Below are 24,256 nucleotides of genomic sequence, written 5' to 3'. Positions count from 1 at the left end.
CGTCCCGCCCCTCTCACCGGCCGCCGACGACGGACGGCTCGGCGCCGCCCGTCGAGGCGAAGTGGTTGCGGCACAGGCCCAGCCGCCGGGCGTCCCACACCATGTAGGTGCCCAGGGCGAGTTGCACCAGGCTGCGCGGGATGCCGGCCCACAGGTCGCCCAGCCGCAGCAACGCCAGCCTGGCGCGCAGGCCCCGGGCGTTCGCGCCGGCGCGCGGGACCAGCAGGCAGGGTCCGCGGCTGGGCAGCGACCGGGTGTGCTCGGCCGTGGACTCCGGCCGGTAGCGCCGCAGCACCTCCTGCGCCACGACCCGCATGGTCAGCACGGCGAAGCCGCGGGCGGGGCAGGGCCGGTTGGCGGTCACCCCGAACGGGATGAACGTGGTGGGCCTGGTGTCCGGCGACCGCCACCGGTCCGGGTCGAACCGCCGATGGTCGACGGCCCCCGACCGCTGGTACTCGGGGTAGTGGAACAGCAGCACCGAACCCGGCGGGACGGGGGTCCGCCCCGCGCGGGCGATCTCCCCGGTGGTGATCCGGTGGGCCACGCCGAACAGCGGGAAGTGCAGCAGCGTCTCGTCGATGACGCGCTCCAGGTAGTCGGTGTCCTCCGGGTGCGCGAGCAGGTGTTCCCGCACCGGCCGGTGCGTGGCGACGGCCAGCAGCAGGTGGGCCATCGCCTCCGACATCTGCACCACGGCGGTGTTGAAGAACGTGCCTTGCAGGTAGTAGGCCTGCTCCCGCTCGGTGAGCGTGGCCGGCAGCGGCACGGGCGGCGGGTCGTTCGCCACCCGGTCCCGCAGGTGGGCGGTGAGGCGGTCGCGCCGGTCCATGTGCCGCAGGCTGGTGCACTTCAGCGAGTTGACCACGTCGTCGGCGTTGCCGGTGATCAGGTCCCGGACGTGCCGCGGACACCGCTCGCGGAAGACCACCTCGTGGTAGACCTCGGCCCAGATCGGCATCATCAGGTCGCGCAGCCTGACCTTGCGCACGCGGGACCCGCCGGGCCGGTCGTCGAGTTCGTCGAGCACCCGCCGGGTGCTCGCGGCGACCAGTTCCGTCCACTGTGGACGACTCAGTCCGGCGAGGATCCGGCGGGTCGTCCTGGCCACGTCCTCGTAGCGGGGGCCGGGTTCCAGGTGCTCCTGGTGCACCTCGGCGCCGGGCGAGAGCCAGTACCAGAACAGGTCGGACAGCGCGGCGCCCCGGCTGCGGCCGTTCGCGGACGGGTGCCCGTACACCTGCCGGAACTCCTCGACGGGCACTTCCGGCCCCGGTGCGGCGACCCCCTCCTCCCCGTTGACCCACGTGAAGATCCGCACCCGCAGCGCGACCACCACGCGCGGCAGCCAATGCGGCAGGCTGACCACCAGCACCGCGACCACCCCGACGACCGACCACCCGGTGAGGCTCACGGGACCACCTCGCCGAGCCCGGGCGGCGGTCCCCACGACGGGAACCGGACCAGTTCCGGCGTCAGGTCGGCGACACCGGACGCACCGCACAGCGCCAGCGCGTCGTCGAGTTCGTCGCGCAACAGCTCCAGCAGCCGCCGCACGCCCTTCTCCCCGCTCTCCGCCAGCGCCCACATGACGGGGCGGCCGATCCCCACGGCGGCGGCGCCGAGCGCCAGCGCCTTGACCACGTCGGTGCCGCGCCGCACCCCGCCGTCCAGCACGATGGGGATCCGGCCCTCGACCGCGGCGGCGATCTCCGGCAGCAGCTCCAGCGTGGCCGGCACGGTGTCCAGTTGCCGGCCGCCGTGGTTGGACAGCACCAGCCCGTCCACGCCGTGGCGCACGGCCAGCCGCACGTCGTCGGGGTGCAGCACGCCCTTGAGCAGGATCGGCAGGTCGGTGATCCGGCGCAGCCAGTCGACGTGCTCCCAGGTGAACTCCGCGGACATGGCGATCTGCCGCACGTGCCCGATCTCCCCGTCGCGCAGGTCGACCAGGTTCTCGCAGCGCAGCCCCGGCGGCAGGTCGTGGAAGCCGTTGCGCCGGTTGCGCTCGCCGGCGCCCAGCACGGCCGAGTCCACGGTGACCACCAGGGCGCTGCACCCGGCGTCGGTGGCCCGCCGCACCAGCGTCTCGGTGATCTCCAGGTCGGGTTGGAGGTAGAGCTGGAACCACAGCGGCGGCGGGTCCGCGCCCTCGCAGGCCCGCCGCGCGGCCTCGGCGATCTCGCCCACCGCCACGGTGGACGCCATGCTCACGACCATGATCGCGCCCGCCGCCGCGGCGGCCCGAGCGGTGGCCAGTTCCCCCTCGGGGGTGACCAGTTTGTGGAACGCGGTCGGCGACAGCAGCACCGGCGTGCTCGCCCGGCCGCCGAACAGGGTGATGCCCAGCGCCCGGACCGTGTTGCCGCGCAACACCCGCGGCAGCAGTTGCAGCCTGCCGAACGCCTCCTCGTTGGCGCGCACGGTGATCTCGTCCCGCGCCCCGCCGGCGATGAAGTCGGCGTACACCGGGTCCAGCGTGGCGCGGGCGGCTTTCTCGAAGTCCCGCACGGACAGCACCACGGCCGTCACCGCCCCGCGGTGCTCGGCAGGCGGTCCAGCGCGCGGGCGAAGAACTCGGCGAGCGGGGCGTGGTGGACCTCGGGGTGGTCCCACTCGTTCTCCAGGTTCTCCGCCAGGTGGTGCGCGCCCAGCAGTTCGCCGCCGCGGTGGTGGCGGATCACCGGGTGCAGGTAGGCGGCGTCGAAGGCGTCCTCGACCGAGTTCTGCGCCGTCCGGCGCACGGTGATGTCGAACGGGTCGACCTTGTCGTGGTCGGGGCCGTACTCCAGGGTGACGGTGAAGTAGTCGCCCTGCCGGGTGATCGGGCTGCCGTGGGCGTACTCGACCGGCACCTCCTCGTGGTAGCGGGCGGGCTCGCCGGGCGGCACCACGAGCAGGTCCCCGAGGACGCCGAACTGCTGCCACAGCGCCGAACTCCGGTTGACCCGCGCCACGACGGCGTCGGCGAGCGCGGCCGGTTCCGGGGCGACCGGCCGGTGCGGCCACGGCCGGTCGTGGTGGCGCTCGTCGAGGATGCGGCTCAGCGCGCGCACCGCGTAGCGGAAGCCGTGGATGAAGCCGCCGGTGGACTTCTTGAAGTCGCGCTGCTGCATCAGGGTGCCCGCGAAGTACAGCCCCGGCACGTTGACCGACTCGTAGGCCGGGGTGAGCGCGGCGAACCGGTCGTCGATCACGAGTTCGGGCCGGCACCCGGCGCCGAACGGCGAGGCGTCGAACCGGAACCCGGTGCACAGGATGACCCGGTCGTAGCGCAGTTCCTTCACGAACTCGTCGGCGCGGGAGAAGCTGAACCGGACGCGGTACCCGCCCTGGTCCTTCTCGATCGACAGCACGTGGCCGTCCAGCAGGGCGTTCTGCGACTTGAGCTGGTAGGTGTCGAGGAAGTTGTTGTTGACCGCGCGCAGGTGACCGACGTAGTGGCTGTTCCAGGCCATCTTGATGGCGTGCGGCCCGGCCACGTGGATCACCGCCGCGGTCTCGATCAGGTTGTCCGCGGTCTCCAGCGCCGAGTTGCCCTTGCCGATGATCAGGACGCGCTGGTCGACGAAGTCCTGCGGGTCCACCGACACCGTGGAGTAGTCCTCGGCGCTCTCGACGCCGGGGATGTCCGGGATGTTGGGCAGGCTGACCCCGGTGGCCACGACCAGCCGCGCGCCGCGGTGCTCCCGCCCGTGCTGGTCGGTGGCGGTGAAGCCGTTGTCGCCGCGCCGGATCCGCACGACCCGGGTGTCGTAGGCGATGTCGAGTTCGAACGCCTCGGCGAAGTCGGCCAGGTAGCGGACGAGGTCGTCGGCGTGCGGGAAGTACCGCTCGCTGTACCGGCGGAACAGCAGTTCCGGATCCGGGGACAGCAGCGAGTTCCAGTCCATCCGGAGGTTCAGCTCCGGGTCGGACGTGCCGTTGTGCACCTTGTTGATGGAGATCAGCTTGCGGTGGCGCGGAAAGGTGCGGAAGAAGGTGCCCGGGGTGGGTCCGCCTTCGAGAATCCGGTAGCGGTGGCCCGCCGCCCGGAGCAGCTGACCGAGTTGCAGGCCCGCGGGGCCGCCACCGACCACCAGGTAGTCGAGGGTCTCGTCGTGCACAGTGTGGTCCTTCCGACGTGGAACGTGCAGGGCGGCAAGGATGTGCGGTTCGACCAGGATGGTGGGTTTCCGGGTCCTTTGGAAACCGTCAGAAGGCTGTATGCCGGCGTCTCAAATGAATGCCCGGCGAATTCACGCAGGTGTGAAGTCCGCAGGCATGTGCTGGATCGTTCTAGTCCGTTCGTCCGAATTCACCTTGGGCCTTTGTGATTGGTTCCCGGAAAAGGTGGCGCGGGGGCCGCGCGCAGGACCCGGACGTTCGAAGTCGGCACACCGCGCCGGTGACCAGCGGTTATCAGGCGACGCCGGCGGGAACTCCCGGGAAACCCGCGAAGGCCGGCCGGCCGGCAGGTCGCCCCCTCGGCTCTGATCCGAGTGGTACAGGTGGCCGCCGACGTGGCGTGCGTCGCCGACTCGCGCAGGTGGGTGATCGGGAGGGCGAGAACGTCACGCACGGTCTTCGGGGCCTGATCGGCCAGGCCGGCCCCAAGGCATGGAGGACACCGTTGAGCACGGCTTCCTTGTCCTGCACAAGGGTTTCGTCCGCGACGGCGGCGCCGCCGACCCCGATCGCGCCCGCGACGGCGGCCGAGTTGTGGCGCAGGTCCCGACCCCCATTGCGGCCCGGGAGGCACCGGTGCCCCACGGCGGTGCGGCCGATGTTCCAGCCGATGATCGATTTACTGCGCCGTGGCGTGGTCGTCGAGGCCCGGGGGCCGTCGCGGTCGTCTTCGCCGGCGATGAGGTTCTCGGCGGGGACGCGGTTGGTGGTGGTGCGGAGTTTCGACGTCCCCAGGGGTTCGGCAGTACGCACCGTTGCGGCCCGCACCACGCACCGTCCGATGTGGTCGGCAGGCTCCGGGGCACAGGAGCCGAGGCGGGTCCATCGGGCAGCCGCCATGGTCGCGGGCCGGGTCTCGGGTATGCGCCGGCTTCGGCCGCGTGCCGGGCGGGAGTGCCGCCCGACACGACCGGGAAATACCTCGACCGGGCCAAGCGGAAGTACACCGAATGCGGACGCGTGACGCATACCGAATTGGACCCGACGTGCCGTGCCTGCGCGGAGGCGCCGATCGGTCGACCCTTGCCCACCCGGCGCGCAGAAGCGCGACCCCGGAAAGCCGACTACGCCGTTTGCGCTGCACACAACACGTGCGGCGACCACGCTCGACCGCCGGACGGCACTCGCTTCGGGGTTGTTGACACGAGTTCTCGAATTCACCCCGCAAGCGGATTTCAGGCAATGCGGAATAAGCCCGAAGCCTTGCCGCCCAGTGATCCACTGCCTTAGAGTCCGCGCTTGCGAAAGGGGGTGAATCACTATGTTCGACTTGACTTTCGACGTCGAGGAGTTGGCGCTCGACGACCTCGCGGTCGTCGCGATGCGCGACGCCGTGGCGCTCCCGGAGACCGGGGCGTCGGGCGGGTCGTGCTCGGGTGGCAGTTCGTGCTGCTGCTGCCCGGACCCGAGCCAGCCGATGTGACCACCGGGACTGCGCGTCGCAGTCCTGCTCCCGCAACGGCCCGGTGCACCCGCTCGCGGGCGCCGCGGGTCGCCACGACTCACCTGGAGGGCTTGTCGTGAACGAGCTGAGCTTCGAGGTCGACGACCTGGTCCTGGACGACCTGGCCGTCACCACCATGCGTGACGGCGTCGCGCTGCCGGAGACCGGCGCGTCGAACTCCTGCTCCTGCGGTTCGTGTTGCTGCTGCCAGCAGGACCCGACGTTACCGCCCGCGATGGGCTGAGCCGATCAGTACGCCGGGAGCACCCGTTCGCGGGCGCTCCCGGCCCCCGCACCAAGGGACTCGCACGAACCGGGCCGGCAGTCGAGAGCACGTCCACGGGCGAAACACGGCGAAACACGGGCGAAACACACGGGGGACCACCGGATGACCAGTGCACCGACCCGCCTCACCGCGGAACTCGCGCCCTACGCGCTGATCCGCGTGGCGGCGCTGCCGCACCCCGCGCCGGCGCCGTCGGACTTGCGGGCCGCGCTGGACGCGGTGGTCGCGGCGGAGGCCCGGATCTCGGCGATGGCGGCCGACCTCGCGGACGCGTTGCACGACAGTGCCCACACCCACTCCCCCGGGTTCCACCGACGCGTCGTGCTGCCGTTGCGGCGGGCGGTCCACAATGGACGCGCGCCCCGGCCCGCGCTGCTGGCGGAGCTGGGCACGTTGTCCGACCGGGTTCCGCTGCTGGCGCGCTGGCTCGACGCCCGCACCGCACTGGCGACAGCGGTCGACGCGGTGCGCAGGGCCTGGCCCGTCGATCTCGCCGCGTCACGGGCGTGGCTGGCGCAGGTGTGCTCGACCGGTGAGCTGCGCCGGGCGAGCGTGCTGACCGGCGTGGACCTGTTGCACGGCGTCGACCGGACCGCGGCCGGTCGCGGTGAGCCGGATCGCAAGGCGCGCAAGGCGGAGGCGACCGTGCTCCGGTACGCGCTGCGCGCCACCGCCAAGACGAGCCCCCTGTCCTGGTACACGCACGTCGGGTGGGGCACGTGGGCGGACGGGCCGTGGCCCTCGGTCGAGCCCGTGTCGCACCCGGCGGTGAACCGGCTGCTGCCGGACCGGATCGTCGCGGCGCTGGGCCCGGTGTTGCCGCACCGCCTCGCGCCCGGCCTGCGGGAACGTGACGGCCGCGTGCTGTTCCGCCGCGACATCCCGGTCGCCGGCGGCTGGCGGGCGCTGGTGACCAAGGAAGAGGAAGTCGACGTGGCCGCGACCGGACCGCTGCGGTTCGTCATCGCGACCGTGCGGGCCGCCGGACCTGGAGGGGTGCGGCCGGAGGCGGTCGCGGAGGCGTTGGCGGCCAGGCTGTCGGCGGCGGACGCCGCCAAGGCCGTGGACTACGTGGCGAAGATGCGGGACATCGGCCTGCTGGTGCCGGTGTCCCCGATCGACCCGCAGGCCCCGGACGCGATCGGACCGCTCGCCGGCTGGCTGCGGTCGCACGACGAGACCGCCGCCGCCGAGGTGACGCGCCTGGCCGAGGCGACCGCCGCGTTCGGCACGGCCGACCCGCCGACCCGGGCGGCCACCCTCGCCCACCTCGCCGAAGGCTGGCTCGCGGTCGGCGAGCGCCTCGGCGCGGACCTGTCCGGCATACCCCCGGTCGTGGAGGACGTGCTGCTGCCCGAACCGATCCCCGTCCCGCCCGGCGCGTCCGCCGCCCTGGCCCGGCTGACCCCGCTGCTCATGGCGTTCGACCAGCAGGTCCTCCTCCGCAGGCTGGCCAGGACCCGCTTCGTCGAGTGGTTCGGTGCGGGCGGCACGGCATCGCTCGCCGACTGCGCGGTCCCGCTCGGTCTGGCCTGGCAGGACGCCACGCGGATCGGCGACGTGCGCGACCCCGAGGTCGTCGCCGTGCTCGACGCCCGCGCCAAGCTCGCCGACCAGGTCCACGACGGCACGGTCACCGACCACGTCCTCGCCACCGCCGCCGACCTGCTGCCGTCCTGGGCGACCCGCCGGCCCGGTTCCTACGGCTTCTTCGTCCAGCCCACCGCCGACGCCCGCCTCGTGGTCAACCGCGTCTACGCCGGGTTCGGCAAGTTCACCAGCCGCTTCCTCGACCGGCTGCCCGGCGCGCGCGACGCGGTCACCGCCCAGGTCGGCCGCTACCTGCCCGACCGGGCCCAGTTCCGCCCGGTCCGGGGCTTCAACGCCAACCTGCACCCGCTGCTGGACGCCCGTGAGATCGGTGAGGACGGCCGCTGGGCGGACCTGCCCGCCGACGAGATCGACGTCCGGCACGACCCGGACGCCGACGAGATCCGGGTGACCCACTGCGGCGCCCCGCTCGACGTGCTGTACCTGGGATTCCTGATCCCGCTGGCGCTCCCCGACCGGCAGATCCCGCTGTACTCCGACCTGGCCTGCGGCTGGGTCGACCTGGACCCGCTCCGCACGTCCGCGGTGGACGGAGGTGTCACGGTCAGGGGTCGGCTCACCTACGGGGACGTGGTGCTGGCCCGCCGGTCGTGGGACTTCCCCGTGCCACCGGACATCGGCGCCGAGGAACAGGCCGCCGTGGACACCGCGAGGCTGCGCGCCCGACACGGCCTGCCCGAGCACGTCTTCGTCGGGCCGGACCTCGGTCCGATGTCGGCCGACGTCTACGAGCGCACGCTCGCCGCGGGCAAACCGCAGTACGCCGACCTCGGCGACGCGCTGCACCTGCGCTGCCTGCCCCGCCTGCTCTCCCGGTTCCCCGAGGGCGTCCGGCTGACCGAGGCACTGCCCGTGCCCGGCGCCGGGTCACCGAACGGGCGGGTGGTCGAGATGATCGCGGAAACGTACTGGAGGGCAGTGTGACCGATGTCGTCTGCTACTACCGTGACCCGGTGAAGGCGCCACTGCTCCGGGAGGCGGTGCTGCCCGCACTCGCGGCGGTGGGGCGCGCCGGCGCCACCGGCCACGTGGAACGGCACTGGCTGCACGGCCCCCACCTGCGCATCAGGTTGGACGGCTCCGAGGAGGCGGCCGAGTTCGTCGCGGACCGGCTGCGCTCGTACCTGTCCGCCCATCCCTCCACGGTGGACATGTCGGACGAGGAGCTGCTGGCGCAGGCCCGGCACAACGGCGTGGCCGAGCTGATCCGGCCACCCTACGAGCCGATCCACCCCGACAACACGGTAATGGTCGAGCCGACGGACCTGACCGACATCCGGGGGTTGCTCGGCTCCGACGTGCTGGTGCGCCTGCGAACGCGGTGCCTGCGCCTGGGGATGCCGGCCGTGCGGGACGCGGTGGCCACCGACGGCACCTCCGCGTCCCGCGTCCACCTCGCCCTGACCGCGATGGCCGCGCACGCGAGCCGCTACCCGGCCGGGCTGCTCAACGGCTACCACTCGTTCCTGTCCCACCTGGAGGACTTCCTGCTGCACAGCGATCCGGAAGGTGTGCTGCGCGCCCGGTTCGACCAGGTGTGGGAGCGCAACGCCGACCAGGCCACGGAGACCGTGCGCGACATCGCCGAGGGCCGGACCCCGACGCCGTGGACGACGTGGACGGTCGACACCCGCGGGGTGATCGAGGAGGTCTTCGACCGGGGCGAGCTGCCCACCGAGCGGCCGTCGCTGCACGGCGAGCGGGCCGTGGAGCTGGGCGAGGAGAAGGCGATCCGCCGCTGGCACCCCGACCACCGCGACTACCAGAGCGAGTACCACCGGCAGCTCCAGGCCGTCGACCTCGACCACCCGCTCTACCAGCGACCCGTCACCGTCTACCGATTCGGGACCAACATGCTCTACCAACTGCTCGCGGTGTGCGACGTGACGCCGGTCGAGCGCTACCTGGCGGCGAACCTCGTCGCGAAGGCCGCCCAGCGGATCACCGGGGTCGGCTGGTCCGAGCACATCGCGCGGATGGCCGAGGTGACGCGGTGAACGACGTGCTGCTGCGCCTGCGCCCCATCGCGCACGCCACCCCCACGGCGACCGGCCTGCACGTGCGCGGTTGGAAGTCCAGCTTCACCTTGGACGGCGGCAAGGGCCTGTGGGCCATCTGGGAACGCCTCGCCGGTCCGCTGGCCGACGGCGTGCCGCCAGGCCGGTTGGCCGTTCCGGAGAACGCGTCGCCGGCCGTGGCCAAGGCCCTGGAGCTGATCATCACCCAGTTGTGGGAGCACGACCTGCTGGTGGAGGTGCCCGCGTCCTGGGGCGACGAGGCGCCTCCCGGGGAGATCGCGAGTTGGCTGGAGTCCGTCGCCGCGGCACCGCTGGAGTCGTGGCGGCGGCTGAAGGCCGCGACGGTCACCGTGACGGGCGAAGGCCCGTTGGCGAAAGCGGCGGTCCGCGCGCTCACCGCGTCCGGGCTGGCGACCGCGGTCGAGTCCGGCGCAGGGCTCCTGCTCACCGCCGGCGGTCACGCGGTTGCCGCCGGGTGCGCCGAGGACGTGGGTTTCGTGGTCGCGCCGGGCTCGCGGGCCGACGTGCTCGCGGACGCGTCAGCGGTCGCCGACCGGCTCGCGGGCACCGCGGGTGCGCCGCCCGAGGTGCTGGCCGCGCTGGTCGGCTCGGCCGCCGCGCACCGGCTGGTGTGCGCGGTGGGCGGTCTGCCCGACCCGTCGGTGGAGGTCGTGAACATGTGGCAGGACGTGCCGCCGCCCGGCCCGCCGCACCAGGCGGTGCTCGTCGCCAGGGTCGATCCGCTGCGCGCCGAGTACCACCCGTGGCTGTCCGAGGTCCGGCCGTGCGAGCCGAACGGGACGCTGCTGGACGTGCTGGGGGACGCCGAACTCGGCCCGGTGGCGAAACCGGTGCCCGGCGACCTGCCACAACTGCCGGTCAAGCTCGCCGCGTCCGGTGACGTGGTCGGGTTCGGCACGACCGAGCACTCGGCGCGGCTCGACGCGCTGATCCGCGCCGCGCGGGAACTCGCGCCCGAGGGCGCGGTACTCGGCGCGGACCGGACCCACGCCTTGGGCCTGGCGCTGCGCACGGCCGCGCGGGACGTGCCGGGCACGCCGGTCGGTGAGGACGAGTGGCTCACCGACCCGACCGCGCGGCGCTGGTGGAAGGCCGTCACGCTGCGGTTCGGCCTGCCCGCACAGGTCGAGGTGACGAGGCTGGACCACCGCGTGGTCCGCGCCGTCGTGCGGCTGCGCGGACAGGTGCTGTCCTGGGCGGTGGAGGCGAGCGCCGCCGACGCCGTGGCGTTCGCCGCGCTGGCCGCCGCCGGACGGGCGCAGGCCGGGCACGACGACACCGTCGTCCTTTGTGGAGCGACGCCGGTCGCCGCCCCGGAGGGCGCCGACGCGCCGTGGACGAACCGGGACTGGTTCTGGCCCTTCGGGGTCCGGGACGGCGAAGAGGCGTTGCAGCACGACCTGCGGGCGCTGCTCGCGCCGGCCGAGGTGAAACCGGTGAGCCTCGGCCCGGTGTTGGACGCCGCCGGCGTGGTGGCGTTCGCGGTGCCGGAGGTGAGCCGGTGACCGTGCTGGACCTGAACGTGCTGGAGCTGTCCCGGTACACGATCGGCGATCTCGACCGGATCAGCGCGGACGGCGCGGACGCGCCCGTGCTGCCGATGCGCCACGACGGTGGTCTGGTGCTGCTCGGGCCGGTGTTCGGCGGCGGTGGCGGTGTGTGCCTGCGCTGCGCCGAGGACGCGCGGCTCGCCACGCTGGGCAGGTCCGTACCGCGCCGCGACGAGGGCATGCGCTTGGGCGGCCTGTGTTCCCCCGCGCTGGGGCCCCTGGTGGACGTGCTCGTCGAGCGGGTGCTGGCGGATCCGGACGCGTACCGCGACGTCGTGCTGGCCGTGCGGACGGATCTCGCGACAGTCGCCGAACACCGGGTGCGGCCCCGGTCCGGCGGCTGCCCGGTGTGCGGGCCGCTGCCGGAGGACTCCCCCGACGCCGCGACGGTCGTCCGCACGCCGGTCCCGGTGGTCCCGGGCACGCTGCGGGGTGCCAACCCGCGCACCGACGGCGACGCGGTGCGGGAAGCGCTGTTCGACCTGCGGCACGGCCCGGTCGGCGGGCTCTTCCGGGTCGGGGACCTGCCCCTGGCGGCGGTCACCGCGGAGATCGTGCCGGACAACCAGGCCGGGCAAGTCGGTTTCGGCCGCACGGGCGACTACGCCGGAGCCGAGCGGGTGGCGCTGTTCGAGGCCGTGGAGCGGCACGCCGGGATGCGGCCCCGCCGCGTCACCACGGTCCTGGTGGCGTCCTACGCCGAACTCGGGGAGACGGCGCTGGACCCGACCCGGCTGGGCCTGCCCGACAACGAGTCACCGCACACCGTCGAGTACCACCCCGATGTCCGGACGCGGTGGGTGCACGGCTGGTCGTACACGCACGCCAAGCCGATCGCGGTGCCCGAGCACGTGGCGTACTGGGCCATGGGGCACGACGCGGGCCCGCGGTTCGTGGACGAGACCTCCAACGGCTGCGGCACGGGCAACAGCCCCACCGAAGCCGTGCTGCACGGGATGTTCGAGATCGCCGAGCGGGACGCGTTCCTGACCGCCTGGTACGAGCGCAAACGCCTGCCGCACCTGGTCGTCCGGGACGGGTTCTGCCTGCACCTGGTCGACCGGATGGCGCAGCTGGGCTACGACCTGGAGTTCTACGACGCCACCAACGACCTGGGCGTGCCCTCCGTGTTGTCCCTGGCCCGCTACACCGGCCGCGGAGAGCTGCCACCGAGGGCGTTCTTCGCCGCCGGCGCGAGCTTGGACCCGGACGCGGCGATGCGCTCGGCGGCGGCCGAAGTGGCGGTGGACGTCGAGTCGGCGGCCAAGCAGTACCGCGCCCGTCCCGGCGACCACGACCCGGAACGGCTGCGGAAGATGCTCGCGGCACCGGAGCTGATCCGCACGATGGAGGACCACGTGGCCGTCAACGGGCTCCCGGAGGCCGCCGACCGGTACGACTTCCTCGTGCCCGGGACACCGGTCGACCCGGTGGTCCCGGACGTGCCGCGGGACGACCTGGACGCGCTGCTGGAGCACTACGTGCGCAAGTGGGCCGCACTGGACCTGGAGGTGATCGCGGTCGACCAGACGGACCCGGTGTGGCGCACCCGGCTGGGACTGCACTCGGCGAAGGTCATCGTGCCCGGAACCGTGCCGATGTCGTTCGGCGAGCGCAACCGCCGCACGCGCGGCATACCCCGGCTGCGCCCGGTCGGTCCCCCGCTGCCCCACCCGTTCCCGTGACCGCCGCCGACGCGCTCGCCACCGCCTACGCGCACGGCCCGGGCCGGGTGGTGGAGCGAGGGCGACCCGCGCCGTTCCGGCCCTCGGCGGGACCGCGGGTGCCGTTCACCGCCCTGGCCGCCCAGGGCCGTTTCGGCGCGGCGCTGGGCCGGCTGCTGACGGAAGTGGCGACGCCGCTGCGCTGGGAGACGTGGAACCAGTACAACGACCACCGCGGCTACCCGTCGGCGCGGGCCGCGTTCACGGTGGACCTGGTGCTGGTGATCGGGTCGCGGCGGTGGCCGCTGGACCCGGTGCGGCGGGCCACGATCGGCGCCGAACCGCCCGTCCTGGACGGGCCGGTGCGGCTGGAGCTCGTGCGGCGGCGGGAACGCCTGTCCGAGGGTTACCGGGAGTTCGGCGACGTGCTCACCGAGCTGGAGGTCGGCCACCTGGCCGCGGCCCTGGTCGAACACGCTCCCCGGCACGGGCTGGAGGCGTGGACCTCGGGGCTCACCGTGACGGTGGCCCCGGACCGGGAGACCGGTGAGCCGTTGCCGCCGATGCCGCCGCGAAGCTCGGGTTTCGGGCCGTGCGGCATCTCCGCCGACCCCAGGCCGCTGCCCGCGAGCGCCGTGCGCGCCTTCGTGGCGGCGATCACCCGTCCCCCGGCGGGCTCACCGGTGCGCGACGACCTGCGGCACAGGCTGGCGGTGCGCAACGTCGAGGGCCTGGTCGACGGCTGGTACGCGGTGGACGGGCTGCGGCTCGTCGAACCCGGCCAGGCCCTGGAGGACGTGCGCGAGGTGTTCGGGCACCCGCCCAACACCATCGACGTGGCCCGGATGAACCTGGCGCTGGTCACCACGGGCGACCCGGCCGCGGCCGTGGCCTCGGACGGCCCGGACGGCTATCGCGCACTCCTGCGCGCGGCCGGCGCGACGGCGCAGCACGCGTGCACGGCGGCGGCGGGCGCGGGGATGTTCTGCAGGCCCGCCCGCAGCGTGTTCGACAGCCCGCTGGAAGCGCTCGTCCGGGCGCCGGCGTCGCACTCGCTGCTGTACCTGCTCGTGGCAGGCCGCCCGCGCGGCACGGGTTTCACCTACGACCTGAGTCCGCTGGAGGCGTGATGACCTGGACCAGCCTGCACGTCCGGCTGTCGTGGGCGACCGAGCACGTGGACGCGTTCATCGCCGACACGCTCGCACCGGCGCTGGCCGAGCACCGCGCGGCGGGCCGGATCGCCGACTGGTTCTACCTCCGGTACTGGTCGACCGGCCCGCACCTGCGCATCCGGCTCCGCGACGCGACCACGGACCTCACCGCGCAGTTGCGCGACCTGGTCTCCGGCGCGGGCTTCCCCGAGCTGTCGGTCGACCCCGAGCGGTTCTACGCCTCCCTCGGCACCTCGGGGGACGACTGGCTGCCGCACGGCGACGTGCGCGAGGTGCCGTACGAGCCCGAAGTGCACCGGTACGGCGGACCGCGGGCGCTGCCGGTGGCGGAGGAGGTGTTCTGCCGCGGCACGGAGGTCGCGGTGGCCGTGCTGCGCGCCGCGAGGACACCGGGCGCGAAGGTCAGCGCCGCCGTGGAGCTGGTGATGGCCACGACCATCGCGCTCAAGATGGACCGCCTGGCCGCGGCGTCGTGGCTGCGCACGCTCGCGTCCGGGTGGCGGCAGGGCCACGAGCCGTCCGCGCCGCCGACGCTCCGCTCGCACGTGGCCGCGCGGAAGCTGCACGAGCAACGGGCGGCGGATCTCAGCGCCCGCTGGGACCGGCTGGAGTCCCACGCGACCGGCGCGGTCGCGTTCTGGATGGACCAGGTGCGGCCGGACCTGCCGTCGTACGTGTGGGCGTCGCAGTTGCACATGCTGCTGAACCGGCTCGGCATCGGCCCCGAGGAGGAGCGCACGGTGTGCTGGCTGGTCGCGCAGACCGCGGGCTCCCCGGACGGCGTCACGCCGTTCCACGAGGACGGCGCGTCGGCGCCCGACCGCCGGTACCTGGAGGCGAGCAAGTTCCTGTCCGGCGTGGAGGAACAGGGACCGCGCAAGGGCGTGGTCCCGTCCTGGCCGCCGGTGCTGCCGTGGCACGAGGTCGTGACGCTGCCGCCGGCCCAGGCCCCGTCCGGTTCGCTGGCGGACGCGCTGTCCGACCGCCACACCTCGCGTGGCGAGCAGTTGACCGGGCCGCTGTCAGCGGGGCAACTGGCCACCCTGCTGTGGACCGCGCAGGGCGCGCTGCCCGGCGGGCGCAGGCCGTACCCGAGCGCGGGCGCGCTGCACACCGCTCGGCTGAGGTTGATCGCGTGGGAGGTGTCCGACCTCGCGCCGGGTGTGTACGACGTGGACGAGGCGAGGCGGGTCCTCGTGCGGATCGCACCCGCACCGTCCACATCGGAGGTCACGCTGACGTCGATGTGGTTCGGCCCGCGGGATGACGGCGTCGTGCTCGCCACGACACCCGCGCTGCTCGCCCTGTACGTGCGGGCAGGCGAGCTGCGCCGGTTCTACGGCCTGCGGGCGCTGCGGCTGACCTTGGTCGAGGCGGGGCACCTGGCCCAGAACCTCGCGCTCGTGGCCCAGTCGGCCGGGTTGTCGCTGGGGATGATCGGCGGGTTCTACGACGACATGGCCCACGACGTGCTCGGGTTGGACGGCGTGAACGACATGCTGGTCTACCTCATGCCGGTCAGCTCGGCACCCACGTCGGCGGGGTGACACCGCGCAGGCCACTGAGGCGACCCACCGATCGGGGTCACGGCGTCACTCCCAGCGGAAGAGCAGGCCCGCGACGGTGCCGCCGACGACCGTCGTCGCGCCCAGGCTGACCAGGTGTGCCGGTTCGACCGGGGCTCCGGCCCACGCCGCGCCCAGCGCCTCGACCGAGGCGCCGAACGGGAGCCACTCGCCGACCGTCGCGACCGCGTCCGGGAGGGCGTCGCGCCCGCCGAACATGCCGCCGAGGGCGCCGAGGGCGAAGAACGCGACGAGCCCGATCGCCACCGCGGAGTTGGGCGTCGGCGCGACCGCGGCGACGATCATGCCGACGCCGTACATCGCCGCCATCGCGAGAACGAACACGCCGAGCGCGGTCGCGAGGCGGGTCGGGGGACCGGCGTCGAACGCCGACATCGCCACGGTGAGCGCGGCCGTGATTCCGATGACCGCCTGGATCACGCTCACCACCACCTGGGCCAGCAGGACCATGACCGGTGACGCCGGGGTGACCGCGAGCCGGCGCAGGATTCCGCTGCGGCGGTAGTAGGCCAGGAAGCTCGGCATGTTGATGATGCCGATGGTCGCGATCACCATGGTGAGCACCAGCGGCAGGACGAAGACGTCGAGGGCGGTTCGCCCGTCGGCCACGACCTGGTCGCCCGCCGACGACGCGCTCATCACCAGGATCAGCAGTGGCAGCCCGATGGGGACGACGAGGCCGGCGGTGTCCCGGGCGACCATCCTGGCCTCGCAACCGATCATGATCAGCCAGGCCCGCGGACCGGGCCGGCCTGCCTTGATCGCCGTGCTCATTCGGTGTCCACCAGTTCCTTGCCGGTGAGCGTGACGATCGCCTCGTCGAGGTTCCCGGCGCCGGCGAGCGCGACGAGGCCGGCGGGGGTGTCGAGCGCGACGACGCGACCCGCGTCGATCAGGGCCACGCGGTCGCAGAGGCGTTCTACCTCGTCCATCGCGTGACTGACCAGGACGACGGTGACCCGCTCGTCGCGAAGGCCCTCGATCGTCGTCCACATCCGGCGTCTGGCCCGCGGATCGAGGCCCGTCGTCAGCTCGTCGAGGATCACCGCGCGGGGCCGTCCGGCGAGTGCGAGGGCGACGGACAGGCGTTGCCGCTGTCCACCGGAGAGATCGTCGAAGCGGATGTCGCGCCGGCCGGCCAGACCGACCAGCTCCAGCAGCTCCTCGGCGGGCCTGGGGTCGGGGTAGAAGCTGCGGTGGAGGGCGAGGAGCTCGGCGACGGTCAACGCGCTGTGCAGGGTGGCCTCTTGCAGCTGGACGCCGAGCACCTGCCGGACCTTCGCGCGGTCGCGAACCGGGTCCAGGCCGAGCACGCGGACCCGGCCGCGGTCCGGGTTGCGCAACCCGGCGATCATCTCGACGGCGGTGGTCTTGCCGGCGCCGTTGGTGCCGAGGATGCCGAGCACTTCGCCCGTGGCGACCCGCAGGCTCAGATCGTCGACCGCGACCGTGTCGCCGTACCGCTTGTGGAGGTTCTCGGCCTCGATCGCGGCCGTGGTGCTGCTCATGGGCCGGGACGCTAGGTGGCGCGGGCGGCGGTGCGCCTGTGCCGATGGTCAGGAGCCCACACCATGACTTTCGGCACCGGCGCGGCGCGGCGCCCGGAACCTAAGGTGGTGTCATGCGTCGAGTGGGGGTGGAGGTGTGGTCCGGGCTGGCGATGCTCGTCGTGTCGGTAGCGGTGGGCGGGCCGGTCCTGTTCGGAGTCGCCGAGCCGACGATCGCCCGAGGCTGGTGGATCGCGCTGTTCGCCGCGCACATCGCCGTCCTGCTGGTCACCGCGGTCGGCGACCGGCCGTCCACGTTCAGGCACGTGGCGTTCGCCGCGGCGGTCGGGTCGTGCTGGGCGGTCGTGCTCACCGCGCCGAACCTCGGGCTGCTGTCGATCCTGCTGGTCCTCGTCGCGGCGTTGAGCGTCTACGTCGCGCCGGTGTACGTCGCGTTCGTCGTCGTGGGGCTCAACACGGGTGTCCTCGCGCTGGTCGCGGTGCAGCGCGGCGGAGGGGTCGCCGAGACGACGACCACCTTGGGCTTCTACCTGCTGATCCAGTTGGCGGTGGTGCTGAGTTCCGTGGCGTTCGTTCGCGAGCAGCGGATGCGCCGTGAGCTGACCGAGGCACACGTCGACCTGCGGGCGACCGCGGTCCTGCTGTCGGAGTCGACCCGCACGGCGGAGCGCCTGCGGATCTCGCGTGACCTGCACGATCTCATCGGCCACCAGCTGACCGTCCTCACGCTGGAGCTGGAGGCGGCGCGGCACCGCGAACCCGAGCAGGCGCGGACCCACGTCGACCGGGCGAACCGGGTCGCCCGGGACCTGCTGGCGGACGTGCGCGCGACGGTGGGCGAGTTGCGGACCGAGCCGTCGGATCTCACCGAGGCGCTGCGTCAGGTGGTGCAGGACCTGCCGGGTCTGGAGGTGTCGATCGACGTCGACGCCGACGTCCGGGTGGGTGAGGAGCAGACCGCCGCGTTCGTGCGGGCCGTGCAGGAACTGGTGACGAACGCGATCCGCCATGCCGACGCCCGCGAGCTGTGGATCCAGGTCTCCTCCGACGGGCCGTCCGCGATCCTGACCGCCGTGGACGACGGGCGCGGGGCGCGTGAGCCGGTGCTCGGCAACGGGCTGCGCGGGCTCGTCGAGCGGTTCGAGGCGCTCGGCGGCGCCGTGGCGTTCGACGGCAGCGGCGGGTTCCGGGTGACGGCGCGGGTGCCGGTGTCGTGACCCGGGTCGTGGTGGTCGACGACCAGACCCTGGTTCGGCAGGGGATCCGCACCCTGCTGGAGGTCGCCGAGGTCGAGGTGGCCGGCGAGGCCGACGACGGGCAGTCCGCGCTGGACGTCATCGCCGAGACGGCGCCGGACGTGGTCCTGCTCGACCTGCGGATGCCCCGGTACGACGGCATTTGGACCCTGCACCGGTTGCGCGAGCGTGGTGTCGAGGTCCCGGTGCTCGTCCTGACGACCTTCGACGACGACTCGCTGGTGCTCGACGCGCTCCACGCCGGCGCGCGCGGGTACCTGCTCAAGGACGTGACGCTCGAGCAGCTGACCCGTGCGGTGCACACCCTGGCCGGCGGCGGGACCCTGATCGCCCCGTCCATCACCGACCGGCTGCTGCGGGCGATCCGCTCCGGCCGGTCGCCGGTGGGGGCCGGCGCAGCGTCCGTGAAGGAGCTCACCGAGCGCGAGCGGGAGGTGCTGCGGCTGGTGGCCGAGGGCTACAACAACCGGGAGATCTCCGCGGCCCTGTTCCTCGCCGAAGGCACGGTGAAGAATCACGTCTCGACCATCCTGCTCAAACTCGGCGCCCGGGACCGGACCAACGCGGTCCTGCGGGCGCTGCACGAGGGGATCCTGCGGTAGCGCTCGGACGCCGGATGACGACCGAACGCCCGGACGGCGGGCACCGGCACCCGGAGAACTCCTTCTCGGGAGGCCGCGGTGCTGTTCCGGGTGCTCCGGACCGGACACGGCGACCTGGTCCAACACCGCTGCCCCTTCGGAGCCCGGTCCCCGCGGCGCGGCCGGCTTCGTCGGAACCTCATCTCGGCAGTCCGCGGTGCTGCTACCGCTGACCGATGCGACGCCCGCCAGCGTCGCGGGTGGACGCCCGGCGAGCGCGTCGGCGATGCCGGAGTCGTGGTGGACGGTGCGGTCGTTGCGGCTGCCCGGACGCGGGATCACCGCCCGCGGGATCACCGCCCGCGATCACCAGGCGGGTGCCGGCGTCGACGGCGACCCGGAGATCGGTGGAGTACCGGTGGTTCATCCACTCCGACCGGGACGCCGAGATCACCCGCACCCGACCCTGATCGCCGATCGACCCAGCCGAGCCGTCACCGACTCACGAGACAGCGCTTGGTCCCGGCGGTCGCGTCACGCGACGAACTCGTCTCCGAACGTGTGACGGAGATGCCACGAGGGGTGACGCCTCCGGGGTTCCCTTGATGTGCGTGCCGGCGACGATCGACCATGTTTCAGGGGGGCTGGGGAGGAACAATGGAGCGCCTGATGCCACTCAAGGCACAAATCGCGGACCTGTCACACTTCCAGCAACTGCTGATCGGCACGTGGACGAATCAGGACCTGCCCGGCACCGGCAAGGGCGGCCCGGACAGCCCGTACTCGTACAACGTCATGCCCCTACCGCAGCAGTCACCCCAGAACGGGAAGAACTCGGGGTACATCCTGAAGAACTTCACCTACTACGAGAAGATCGTGTTCAAAGGCATGGGCGACGTGGTCGGCCCGGTGGAGGCGCCGAACCGGGGCGGCGACTACCAGCAGTCGCCGTACGCGCTGTTCTACGACCAGCAGATTCGTTTCGCCGAAGGCCCCGGCATCGACACCATCGTCCACGAGGAGAACGGGGCGTGGCTGTACCTCCAGACGGAAAACCAGCCGATCGGCCCCTATCCGACGGACCCCCAAGCCTATGAGCCGGGCGATCCCGAACCACAGCCCTCGACACAAACGATCTGCAAGCAGATCTCGGTGCCACACGGCGTCTCGGTCCTGGCCATGGGCAACTACACGGAACATCTCCTCGCACCGCTGATCCCGAAAGCGAGCTCTCCGGAGCCGACCCCCGAAGGTCTCGACACCTCACCGTACCAAGACACCCTCACCGCTCCGGACGACTACCAAAACCCTCAACCCGAGCTGACCGAACAGATCAACCTGCCGCTCCAAGTCGCGATCCTGGACCTGTTCGCGGCCGGCCACCCCGTCTCCAACCACATCCACTGCCAGGTCGACACCGCCAACGGTGGCCAGGTGATGAACATCCCCTTCGAACAGCGGAAGGCGGCACTCACCGGCTACGGCGCGGACTACTGGCTCATGTCACTCGACGGCGGCGCCAACTACGACATCCTCGCCTACACGCAGCGCATCGTGCTCGACATCCTGATCGGCGACGAGCACTACACCTTCCAGCACCCGACCTCCAACGTGCTCACCAGGGTGAAGACGATGTGACGCCGCTGTGGACCGACCTCGACCCGGCCGGCCGCGGTGGGAACGCCCCACCGCGGGCCGGCCGGGTCACCCCGTTCCTAATGGCGGGTGCCGAGGTCCTTCGGCATCTGCTCGCTGATCAGCCACAGGACGCCGTTGTCCCCGCCGAGCGCCGGGTAGTGCGGCAGCACGAGCTCGCACAGCTCCTTCAGGTGCTGGGTCATCGGCACGTCCTCAGGGAATTCGTAGTACTCGAACGTCGGCGCGGCGTGCAACGTGCGGTGCGGCCCCTCGGTGATCGGCGTGCGGACCAACTCCTTGACCACCCCGAACAGCAGACCCTGCATCGCCGCGACGAACACGCGCTCCAACCCGTAACGCGGGCTCCTCGCGCCCGGCTTCACGTCCATCCCCGAGGTGTTGTAGAGCTCGTCCAAAAGCGCGAGCACGTAGGTGTAGGCGGCGCACGCCAACTGTCCGAGGTCGCGGACGGGCCCCTCGGGGTAATCGGCCACGCGCGGGTTCTCCGGCACGTGGTAGACCTCGCCGATCGGTTCCCAGCCGTCGGCGATGCGCTTGAACTTCACGTAGTGCGGAGCCTCGAACAGACCCGTCGTCATGCCCTCCTTCGGATCCGCCGGGTCGATCGGCACCACCTGCTGGTCCGGGTCCATGCCCTCGCCCTGCTCCACGATCACGTTGATCGCGGTGAGCGCCGAATACAGGTCGTTCACGATGATCGGCGCGCCCCCGCCGCCCTCGTTCCAGTACGTGTTGGTGTACTGCAGGTCCAGCCGGTTGTGCTTGAACAGCTCCAGCTCCAGCTCTCGCTCCCGCCGCGGATCCCGTCGGGAGGGCACCACGGGATCGATACCGCACAGCCGCTGGAAACCGTCGAAGATCGCCTTGTAGAACTGGCCGATCGTCTGGTAGTGCTTGCCCGGCTCCTCCGGCGCGCCCACCTTCGCCGGGAGTTCCAGCGGCATGAAGACGTCCCGAACCAGGTCCGTGGTCAGCCGGGACAACTTGAGCTCGAGCTTCGGCACCCGGTGCAACATCGGTGAAGGGAACTTCGGAACGAAATCCGCGTTCTGGAACTTGATGTCGTCGCCGCGCCCGATGGCCACGATCAGGTTGCGCACCAGGGACAGGTGCAGCATCTCCTCGACCACGATGCTCTTGATCAGCCGGAAGGCGCCCGGTCCCGCCGACCACTGCGACACGTTGTCCGTCTTGATCGAGTACGCGGCGTACAGGTACAGCGGGATGGTCGACAGCTCCAGCCGGGCCGCGTCGTAGAGGTGCGAAAACAGCGAGTCGACGGAGTCGATCGGTTTGTCGGCCGTGGGGGACCGGTACCCCCTGGGCACGGCGGTGTGGGTGGTGGTCATCGGTGGGGAGTCCTTCCGTTGATTCCGACGATCAGTCGATCGGCGATCCAGGTGCGCAGGCACGCGTCGGCCTCCTGCGGGGTCAACCCGGCGTCGCGACCGGCCCGGCCCAGGGGCGTGCCGGCCCGCAGCGCCGCCAGCAGCCGGTAGCGGGGTTCGTCCAGTTCGGCCACCGTCACCACGAAGTCGGTGCGCGCCAACGCCAACCGGACCTCACCCGGCCGGGGCAGCGGCGGATCCTGACCGGCACGCACCGCGACCGCGAAGGTGTGCACCGGGAAACCCGCCCGAACCAGCCGCAGGCACTCCACAGTGGACACCGCGGTGTCCGCCCACCTCGGGTCACCGAACTCCGGCGCGACCGGTGGCGGTTCGCCGAACTCCGCGCCGGCCGCGGCGTGCGCCTCGGTGAAGGCCCGCTCGAACCGGACGACGTCGAGCAGCAGGTCGATCCACGGCTCCCGCTCCCCCGAGGCCAGGTCCGGACGACCGGCGGCCAAGTGGTCGGCGAACCCCGCGCCGAGCGCCTCCAACGTGTAGCTGCGCGAAGGGCGGGCCCGCAGGTACTCCCGGGCGAACTCCTCGAACAACTCCGCGCCGAGCAGGTGCCGGGCGACCGGGTACTGCGCGTTCAGGCAGTTGACCAGCCTGGAGCGGTAACCGTGCTGGTAGATCGCCAGCCGCCGCGCCGCGGACAGCCGTGCCGTCCCCACCACCACGTCCGCCGGCTCACCGGCGTCCGGCGGGCCCAGGATCGCGCCCTGCAACCAGCTCTGGAGCCGGCGCAACCGCTCAGCCGACACGGGCCGTCCGCTCCCGCGCCTTGTCCAGCTCGGCGGTCAGGACCGGGAACGGCGGAATCCGGTCGTCCCACTCGATCAGCACCGACACCGACGGCAGCAGGCCGGTCGTGAACTCGTACAGGTCCCACACCGGATCGGCCACCGGCTGGTCGTGCGTGTCGATCAGGTGCGTGCCGCGGTCGGTGTGCCCAGCGAGGTGCAGGTACGCGATCCGGTCGGGCGGCAGCGCCCGGACGTAGTCGTACGGGTCGAACTCGTGGTTGACCGCCGACACGTAGACGTTGTTCACGTCCAGCAGCAACCCGCAGCCGGCCTCCTCCGCCAACCGGGCGAGGAACTCGCACTCCGGCACGGTCGACTCCGTGAAGCCGAGGTACGTGCTGGGGTTCTCGAGGACCAGCGGACGCTCCAGCACGTCCTGCGCGACCCGGACCCTGCGCACGACGTGGCGCAACGACTCCTCGGTCAGCGGCAGGGGCAGCAGCTCGTGCGTGTTCAACCCGAGAACCCCGGTCCAGCACAGGTGGTCCGACACCCACACGGCGCCCACACCGGTGGCCAGCCGCCTTACCCGTCGCAGGTAGTCCAGGTCGAGCGGATCGGTGCTCCCGATCGACAGCGACACACCGTGCAACACCACGGGAAACCGCTCGGCGACCTGGTCGAGCAGGTACCGGGCGTAACCGCCGTTGTCCAGGACGTTCTCCGTGACGACCTCGAACCAGTCCACCCCGGACGGCCCCCGGAGCACCTGGTCGGCGTGCTGCGAGCGCAGGCCGACGCCGAAGCCCAGGTCCCGCGGGCCGAGCCGGTCGAGTGCCGACATCAGACGCGGCCCACGTAACGCGGCAGCTCGACCACCTGCTCGGGCTCCTCGGCCCGCTGCCCCTCCTCGACCCGCGGGGTCACGATCGGCCTCGCGTTCAGCAGGGCGAAGAGCTGCGCGCGATCCGTCTCGTACGGCGGCACCTTGTCGTTCGGATAGCCCTCGCCGGGCGCCGGGCCGAACGCGATGCCGGCATCCCACATCCGCGCCTCGAACCGCGTGCGCGCCAACTTCCACACGCTCGTGCCCTTGAACGGACCCGCCGACGCCACCCGGCACTCGTTGATCGGGCTCGCGCAACTGCCGTTGGCGCTGCACGACTGCTCGCCCGGCTTGGTCTGCTCGAACTCACTGCCGGCGTAACCGCACCCGCCCTGCCCCCGGCACTGGTTGTCGCCGTGGCAGACGTGCAGCGCCGTGGCACAGGTGCCCTCTCCGGGCAGCTTCGCCTTCCCGGACTCGTCATGCGCCTTGCAGGAGTTCAACCCCCGGCACACGTGCAACTCGAGCACCGGCGCGGTCGCGGTCGTGGTCAGACCCTCCCGCGGGCCACCCGCCTCGTGGCTCCCCTCCCGCAGTTCCCGACCCACCGGCCCTCCGGTCAGGAACAGCGCCGCCTGTTCCGCCGACATCCCGTCATGGTCACCGTCACGTTGATCGTCCGTACTGCCCATCTTCGCAACCACCTTCCCCAGCGGAGCGCCACCGGTTCCCCCGAGCAGGACCGGCCCAACCTCTTCTACACCGCCGTT

The 24,256-nt window shown here is 72.3% G+C and carries 20 protein-coding genes and 1 pseudogene; 11 read left to right on the top strand and 10 right to left on the bottom strand.

Going from position 1 to position 24,256, the window contains the following annotated elements:
• Nucleotides 1-13 precede the first annotated feature (13 nt).
• The 3 genes from RIN75_RS09425 to RIN75_RS09415 are packed head-to-tail and all read right to left on the bottom strand — an operon-like array spanning nt 14 to nt 4,106.
• The gene (locus tag RIN75_RS09425) at nt 14-1,414 is read right to left on the bottom strand and encodes a cytochrome P450 (RefSeq protein ID WP_309111433.1); all 1,401 of its coding nucleotides are present in this window, start codon (nt 1,412-1,414) and stop codon (nt 14-16) included.
• A complete protein-coding gene (locus RIN75_RS09420; RefSeq protein ID WP_309111432.1) occupies nt 1,411-2,532 on the bottom strand; it encodes an alpha-hydroxy acid oxidase in 1,122 nt (373 codons plus the stop codon). The genes RIN75_RS09425 and RIN75_RS09420 overlap by 4 nt, the downstream gene beginning before the upstream one ends.
• Entirely contained in the window at nt 2,529-4,106 is a 1,578-nt protein-coding gene (locus tag RIN75_RS09415; RefSeq protein ID WP_309111431.1) for an NAD(P)-binding domain-containing protein, read from the bottom strand. The genes RIN75_RS09420 and RIN75_RS09415 overlap by 4 nt, the downstream gene beginning before the upstream one ends.
• A 1,322-nt stretch (nt 4,107-5,428) precedes the next feature.
• Between RIN75_RS09415 and RIN75_RS09410 the strand changes: the two genes are divergently transcribed.
• The 8 genes from RIN75_RS09410 (at nt 5,429) to RIN75_RS09375 (ending at nt 15,483) form a co-directional block, all read left to right on the top strand.
• A complete protein-coding gene (locus tag RIN75_RS09410) occupies nt 5,429-5,590 on the top strand; it encodes a thiazolylpeptide-type bacteriocin (protein ID WP_309111430.1) in 162 nt (53 codons plus the stop codon).
• Between the two features lie 97 nt (nt 5,591-5,687).
• Nucleotides 5,688-5,855 (top strand): thiazolylpeptide-type bacteriocin, encoded by a 168-nt coding sequence (locus tag RIN75_RS09405; RefSeq protein WP_309111429.1) that lies wholly within the window; start codon nt 5,688-5,690, stop codon nt 5,853-5,855.
• Between the two features lie 144 nt (nt 5,856-5,999).
• Entirely contained in the window at nt 6,000-8,432 is a 2,433-nt protein-coding gene (locus RIN75_RS09400) for a lantibiotic dehydratase (protein ID WP_309111428.1), read from the top strand.
• Nucleotides 8,429-9,505, top strand: a complete 1,077-nt coding sequence (locus tag RIN75_RS09395) for a lantibiotic dehydratase C-terminal domain-containing protein (RefSeq protein WP_309111427.1) — start codon at nt 8,429-8,431, stop codon at nt 9,503-9,505. Before RIN75_RS09400 ends, RIN75_RS09395 begins: the two co-directional genes overlap by 4 nt.
• Nucleotides 9,502-11,052, top strand: a complete 1,551-nt coding sequence (locus tag RIN75_RS09390) for a hypothetical protein (RefSeq protein WP_309111426.1) — start codon at nt 9,502-9,504, stop codon at nt 11,050-11,052. The genes RIN75_RS09395 and RIN75_RS09390 overlap by 4 nt, the downstream gene beginning before the upstream one ends.
• Nucleotides 11,049-12,782 carry a TOMM precursor leader peptide-binding protein gene (locus tag RIN75_RS09385; RefSeq protein ID WP_309111425.1) on the top strand — a complete coding sequence of 578 codons (1,734 nt, stop codon included), beginning with the start codon at nt 11,049-11,051 and terminating at the stop codon, nt 12,780-12,782. The genes RIN75_RS09390 and RIN75_RS09385 overlap by 4 nt, the downstream gene beginning before the upstream one ends.
• Entirely contained in the window at nt 12,779-13,891 is a 1,113-nt protein-coding gene (locus tag RIN75_RS09380) for a hypothetical protein (RefSeq protein ID WP_309111424.1), read from the top strand. Before RIN75_RS09385 ends, RIN75_RS09380 begins: the two co-directional genes overlap by 4 nt.
• Nucleotides 13,891-15,483 carry a thiopeptide-type bacteriocin biosynthesis protein gene (locus RIN75_RS09375; protein ID WP_309111423.1) on the top strand — a complete coding sequence of 531 codons (1,593 nt, stop codon included), beginning with the start codon at nt 13,891-13,893 and terminating at the stop codon, nt 15,481-15,483. The genes RIN75_RS09380 and RIN75_RS09375 overlap by 1 nt, the downstream gene beginning before the upstream one ends.
• Nucleotides 15,484-15,528: 45 nt before the next feature.
• Here the strand turns inward: RIN75_RS09375 and RIN75_RS09370 are convergent, their stop codons facing one another.
• Nucleotides 15,529-16,296 (bottom strand): ABC transporter permease, encoded by a 768-nt coding sequence (locus RIN75_RS09370; protein WP_309111422.1) that lies wholly within the window; start codon nt 16,294-16,296, stop codon nt 15,529-15,531.
• Nucleotides 16,293-17,030 carry an ABC transporter ATP-binding protein gene (locus RIN75_RS09365; RefSeq protein WP_309111421.1) on the bottom strand — a complete coding sequence of 246 codons (738 nt, stop codon included), beginning with the start codon at nt 17,028-17,030 and terminating at the stop codon, nt 16,293-16,295. The genes RIN75_RS09370 and RIN75_RS09365 overlap by 4 nt, the downstream gene beginning before the upstream one ends.
• Nucleotides 17,031-17,143: 113 nt before the next feature.
• On the opposite strand from RIN75_RS09365, the gene RIN75_RS09360 reads away from it, so the two are divergent.
• Nucleotides 17,144-18,247: a sensor histidine kinase gene (locus tag RIN75_RS09360; RefSeq protein ID WP_309111420.1), complete on the top strand. Its 1,104-nt coding sequence runs from the start codon at nt 17,144-17,146 to the stop codon at nt 18,245-18,247.
• Nucleotides 18,244-18,888 carry a response regulator transcription factor gene (locus RIN75_RS09355; RefSeq protein ID WP_309111419.1) on the top strand — a complete coding sequence of 215 codons (645 nt, stop codon included), beginning with the start codon at nt 18,244-18,246 and terminating at the stop codon, nt 18,886-18,888. The genes RIN75_RS09360 and RIN75_RS09355 overlap by 4 nt, the downstream gene beginning before the upstream one ends.
• A 204-nt stretch (nt 18,889-19,092) precedes the next feature.
• Here RIN75_RS09355 and RIN75_RS09350 read toward each other — a convergent pair.
• Nucleotides 19,093-19,312: pseudogene (locus RIN75_RS09350) on the bottom strand (IS5/IS1182 family transposase); the annotation flags it as partial.
• A gap of 212 nt (nt 19,313-19,524) precedes the next feature.
• Between RIN75_RS09350 and RIN75_RS09345 the strand changes: the two are divergent.
• Entirely contained in the window at nt 19,525-20,505 is a 981-nt protein-coding gene (locus RIN75_RS09345; protein ID WP_309111418.1) for a heme-binding protein, read from the top strand.
• Nucleotides 20,506-20,582: 77 nt separating this feature from the next.
• Here the strand turns inward: RIN75_RS09345 and RIN75_RS09340 are convergent, their stop codons facing one another.
• The 4 genes from RIN75_RS09340 to RIN75_RS09325 are packed head-to-tail and all read right to left on the bottom strand — an operon-like array spanning nt 20,583 to nt 24,136.
• Complete coding sequence (locus RIN75_RS09340; protein WP_309111417.1) at nt 20,583-21,875, bottom strand: ferritin-like protein; 1,293 nt, start codon at nt 21,873-21,875, stop codon at nt 20,583-20,585.
• Nucleotides 21,872-22,678 (bottom strand): putative DNA-binding domain-containing protein, encoded by an 807-nt coding sequence (locus RIN75_RS09335; protein ID WP_309111416.1) that lies wholly within the window; start codon nt 22,676-22,678, stop codon nt 21,872-21,874. Before RIN75_RS09335 ends, RIN75_RS09340 begins: the two co-directional genes overlap by 4 nt.
• The gene (locus tag RIN75_RS09330) at nt 22,668-23,504 is read right to left on the bottom strand and encodes a DUF692 domain-containing protein (protein ID WP_309111415.1); all 837 of its coding nucleotides are present in this window, start codon (nt 23,502-23,504) and stop codon (nt 22,668-22,670) included. The genes RIN75_RS09335 and RIN75_RS09330 overlap by 11 nt, the downstream gene beginning before the upstream one ends.
• Nucleotides 23,504-24,136 carry a hypothetical protein gene (locus tag RIN75_RS09325; RefSeq protein ID WP_309111414.1) on the bottom strand — a complete coding sequence of 211 codons (633 nt, stop codon included), beginning with the start codon at nt 24,134-24,136 and terminating at the stop codon, nt 23,504-23,506. Before RIN75_RS09325 ends, RIN75_RS09330 begins: the two co-directional genes overlap by 1 nt.
• Nucleotides 24,137-24,256: the final 120 nt, after the last annotated feature.

Source organism: Saccharothrix sp., from assembly GCF_031180885.1.
GTDB lineage: Bacteria > Actinomycetota > Actinomycetes > Mycobacteriales > Pseudonocardiaceae > Actinosynnema.
This window is presented reverse-complemented; position numbering and strand designations above follow the sequence as displayed.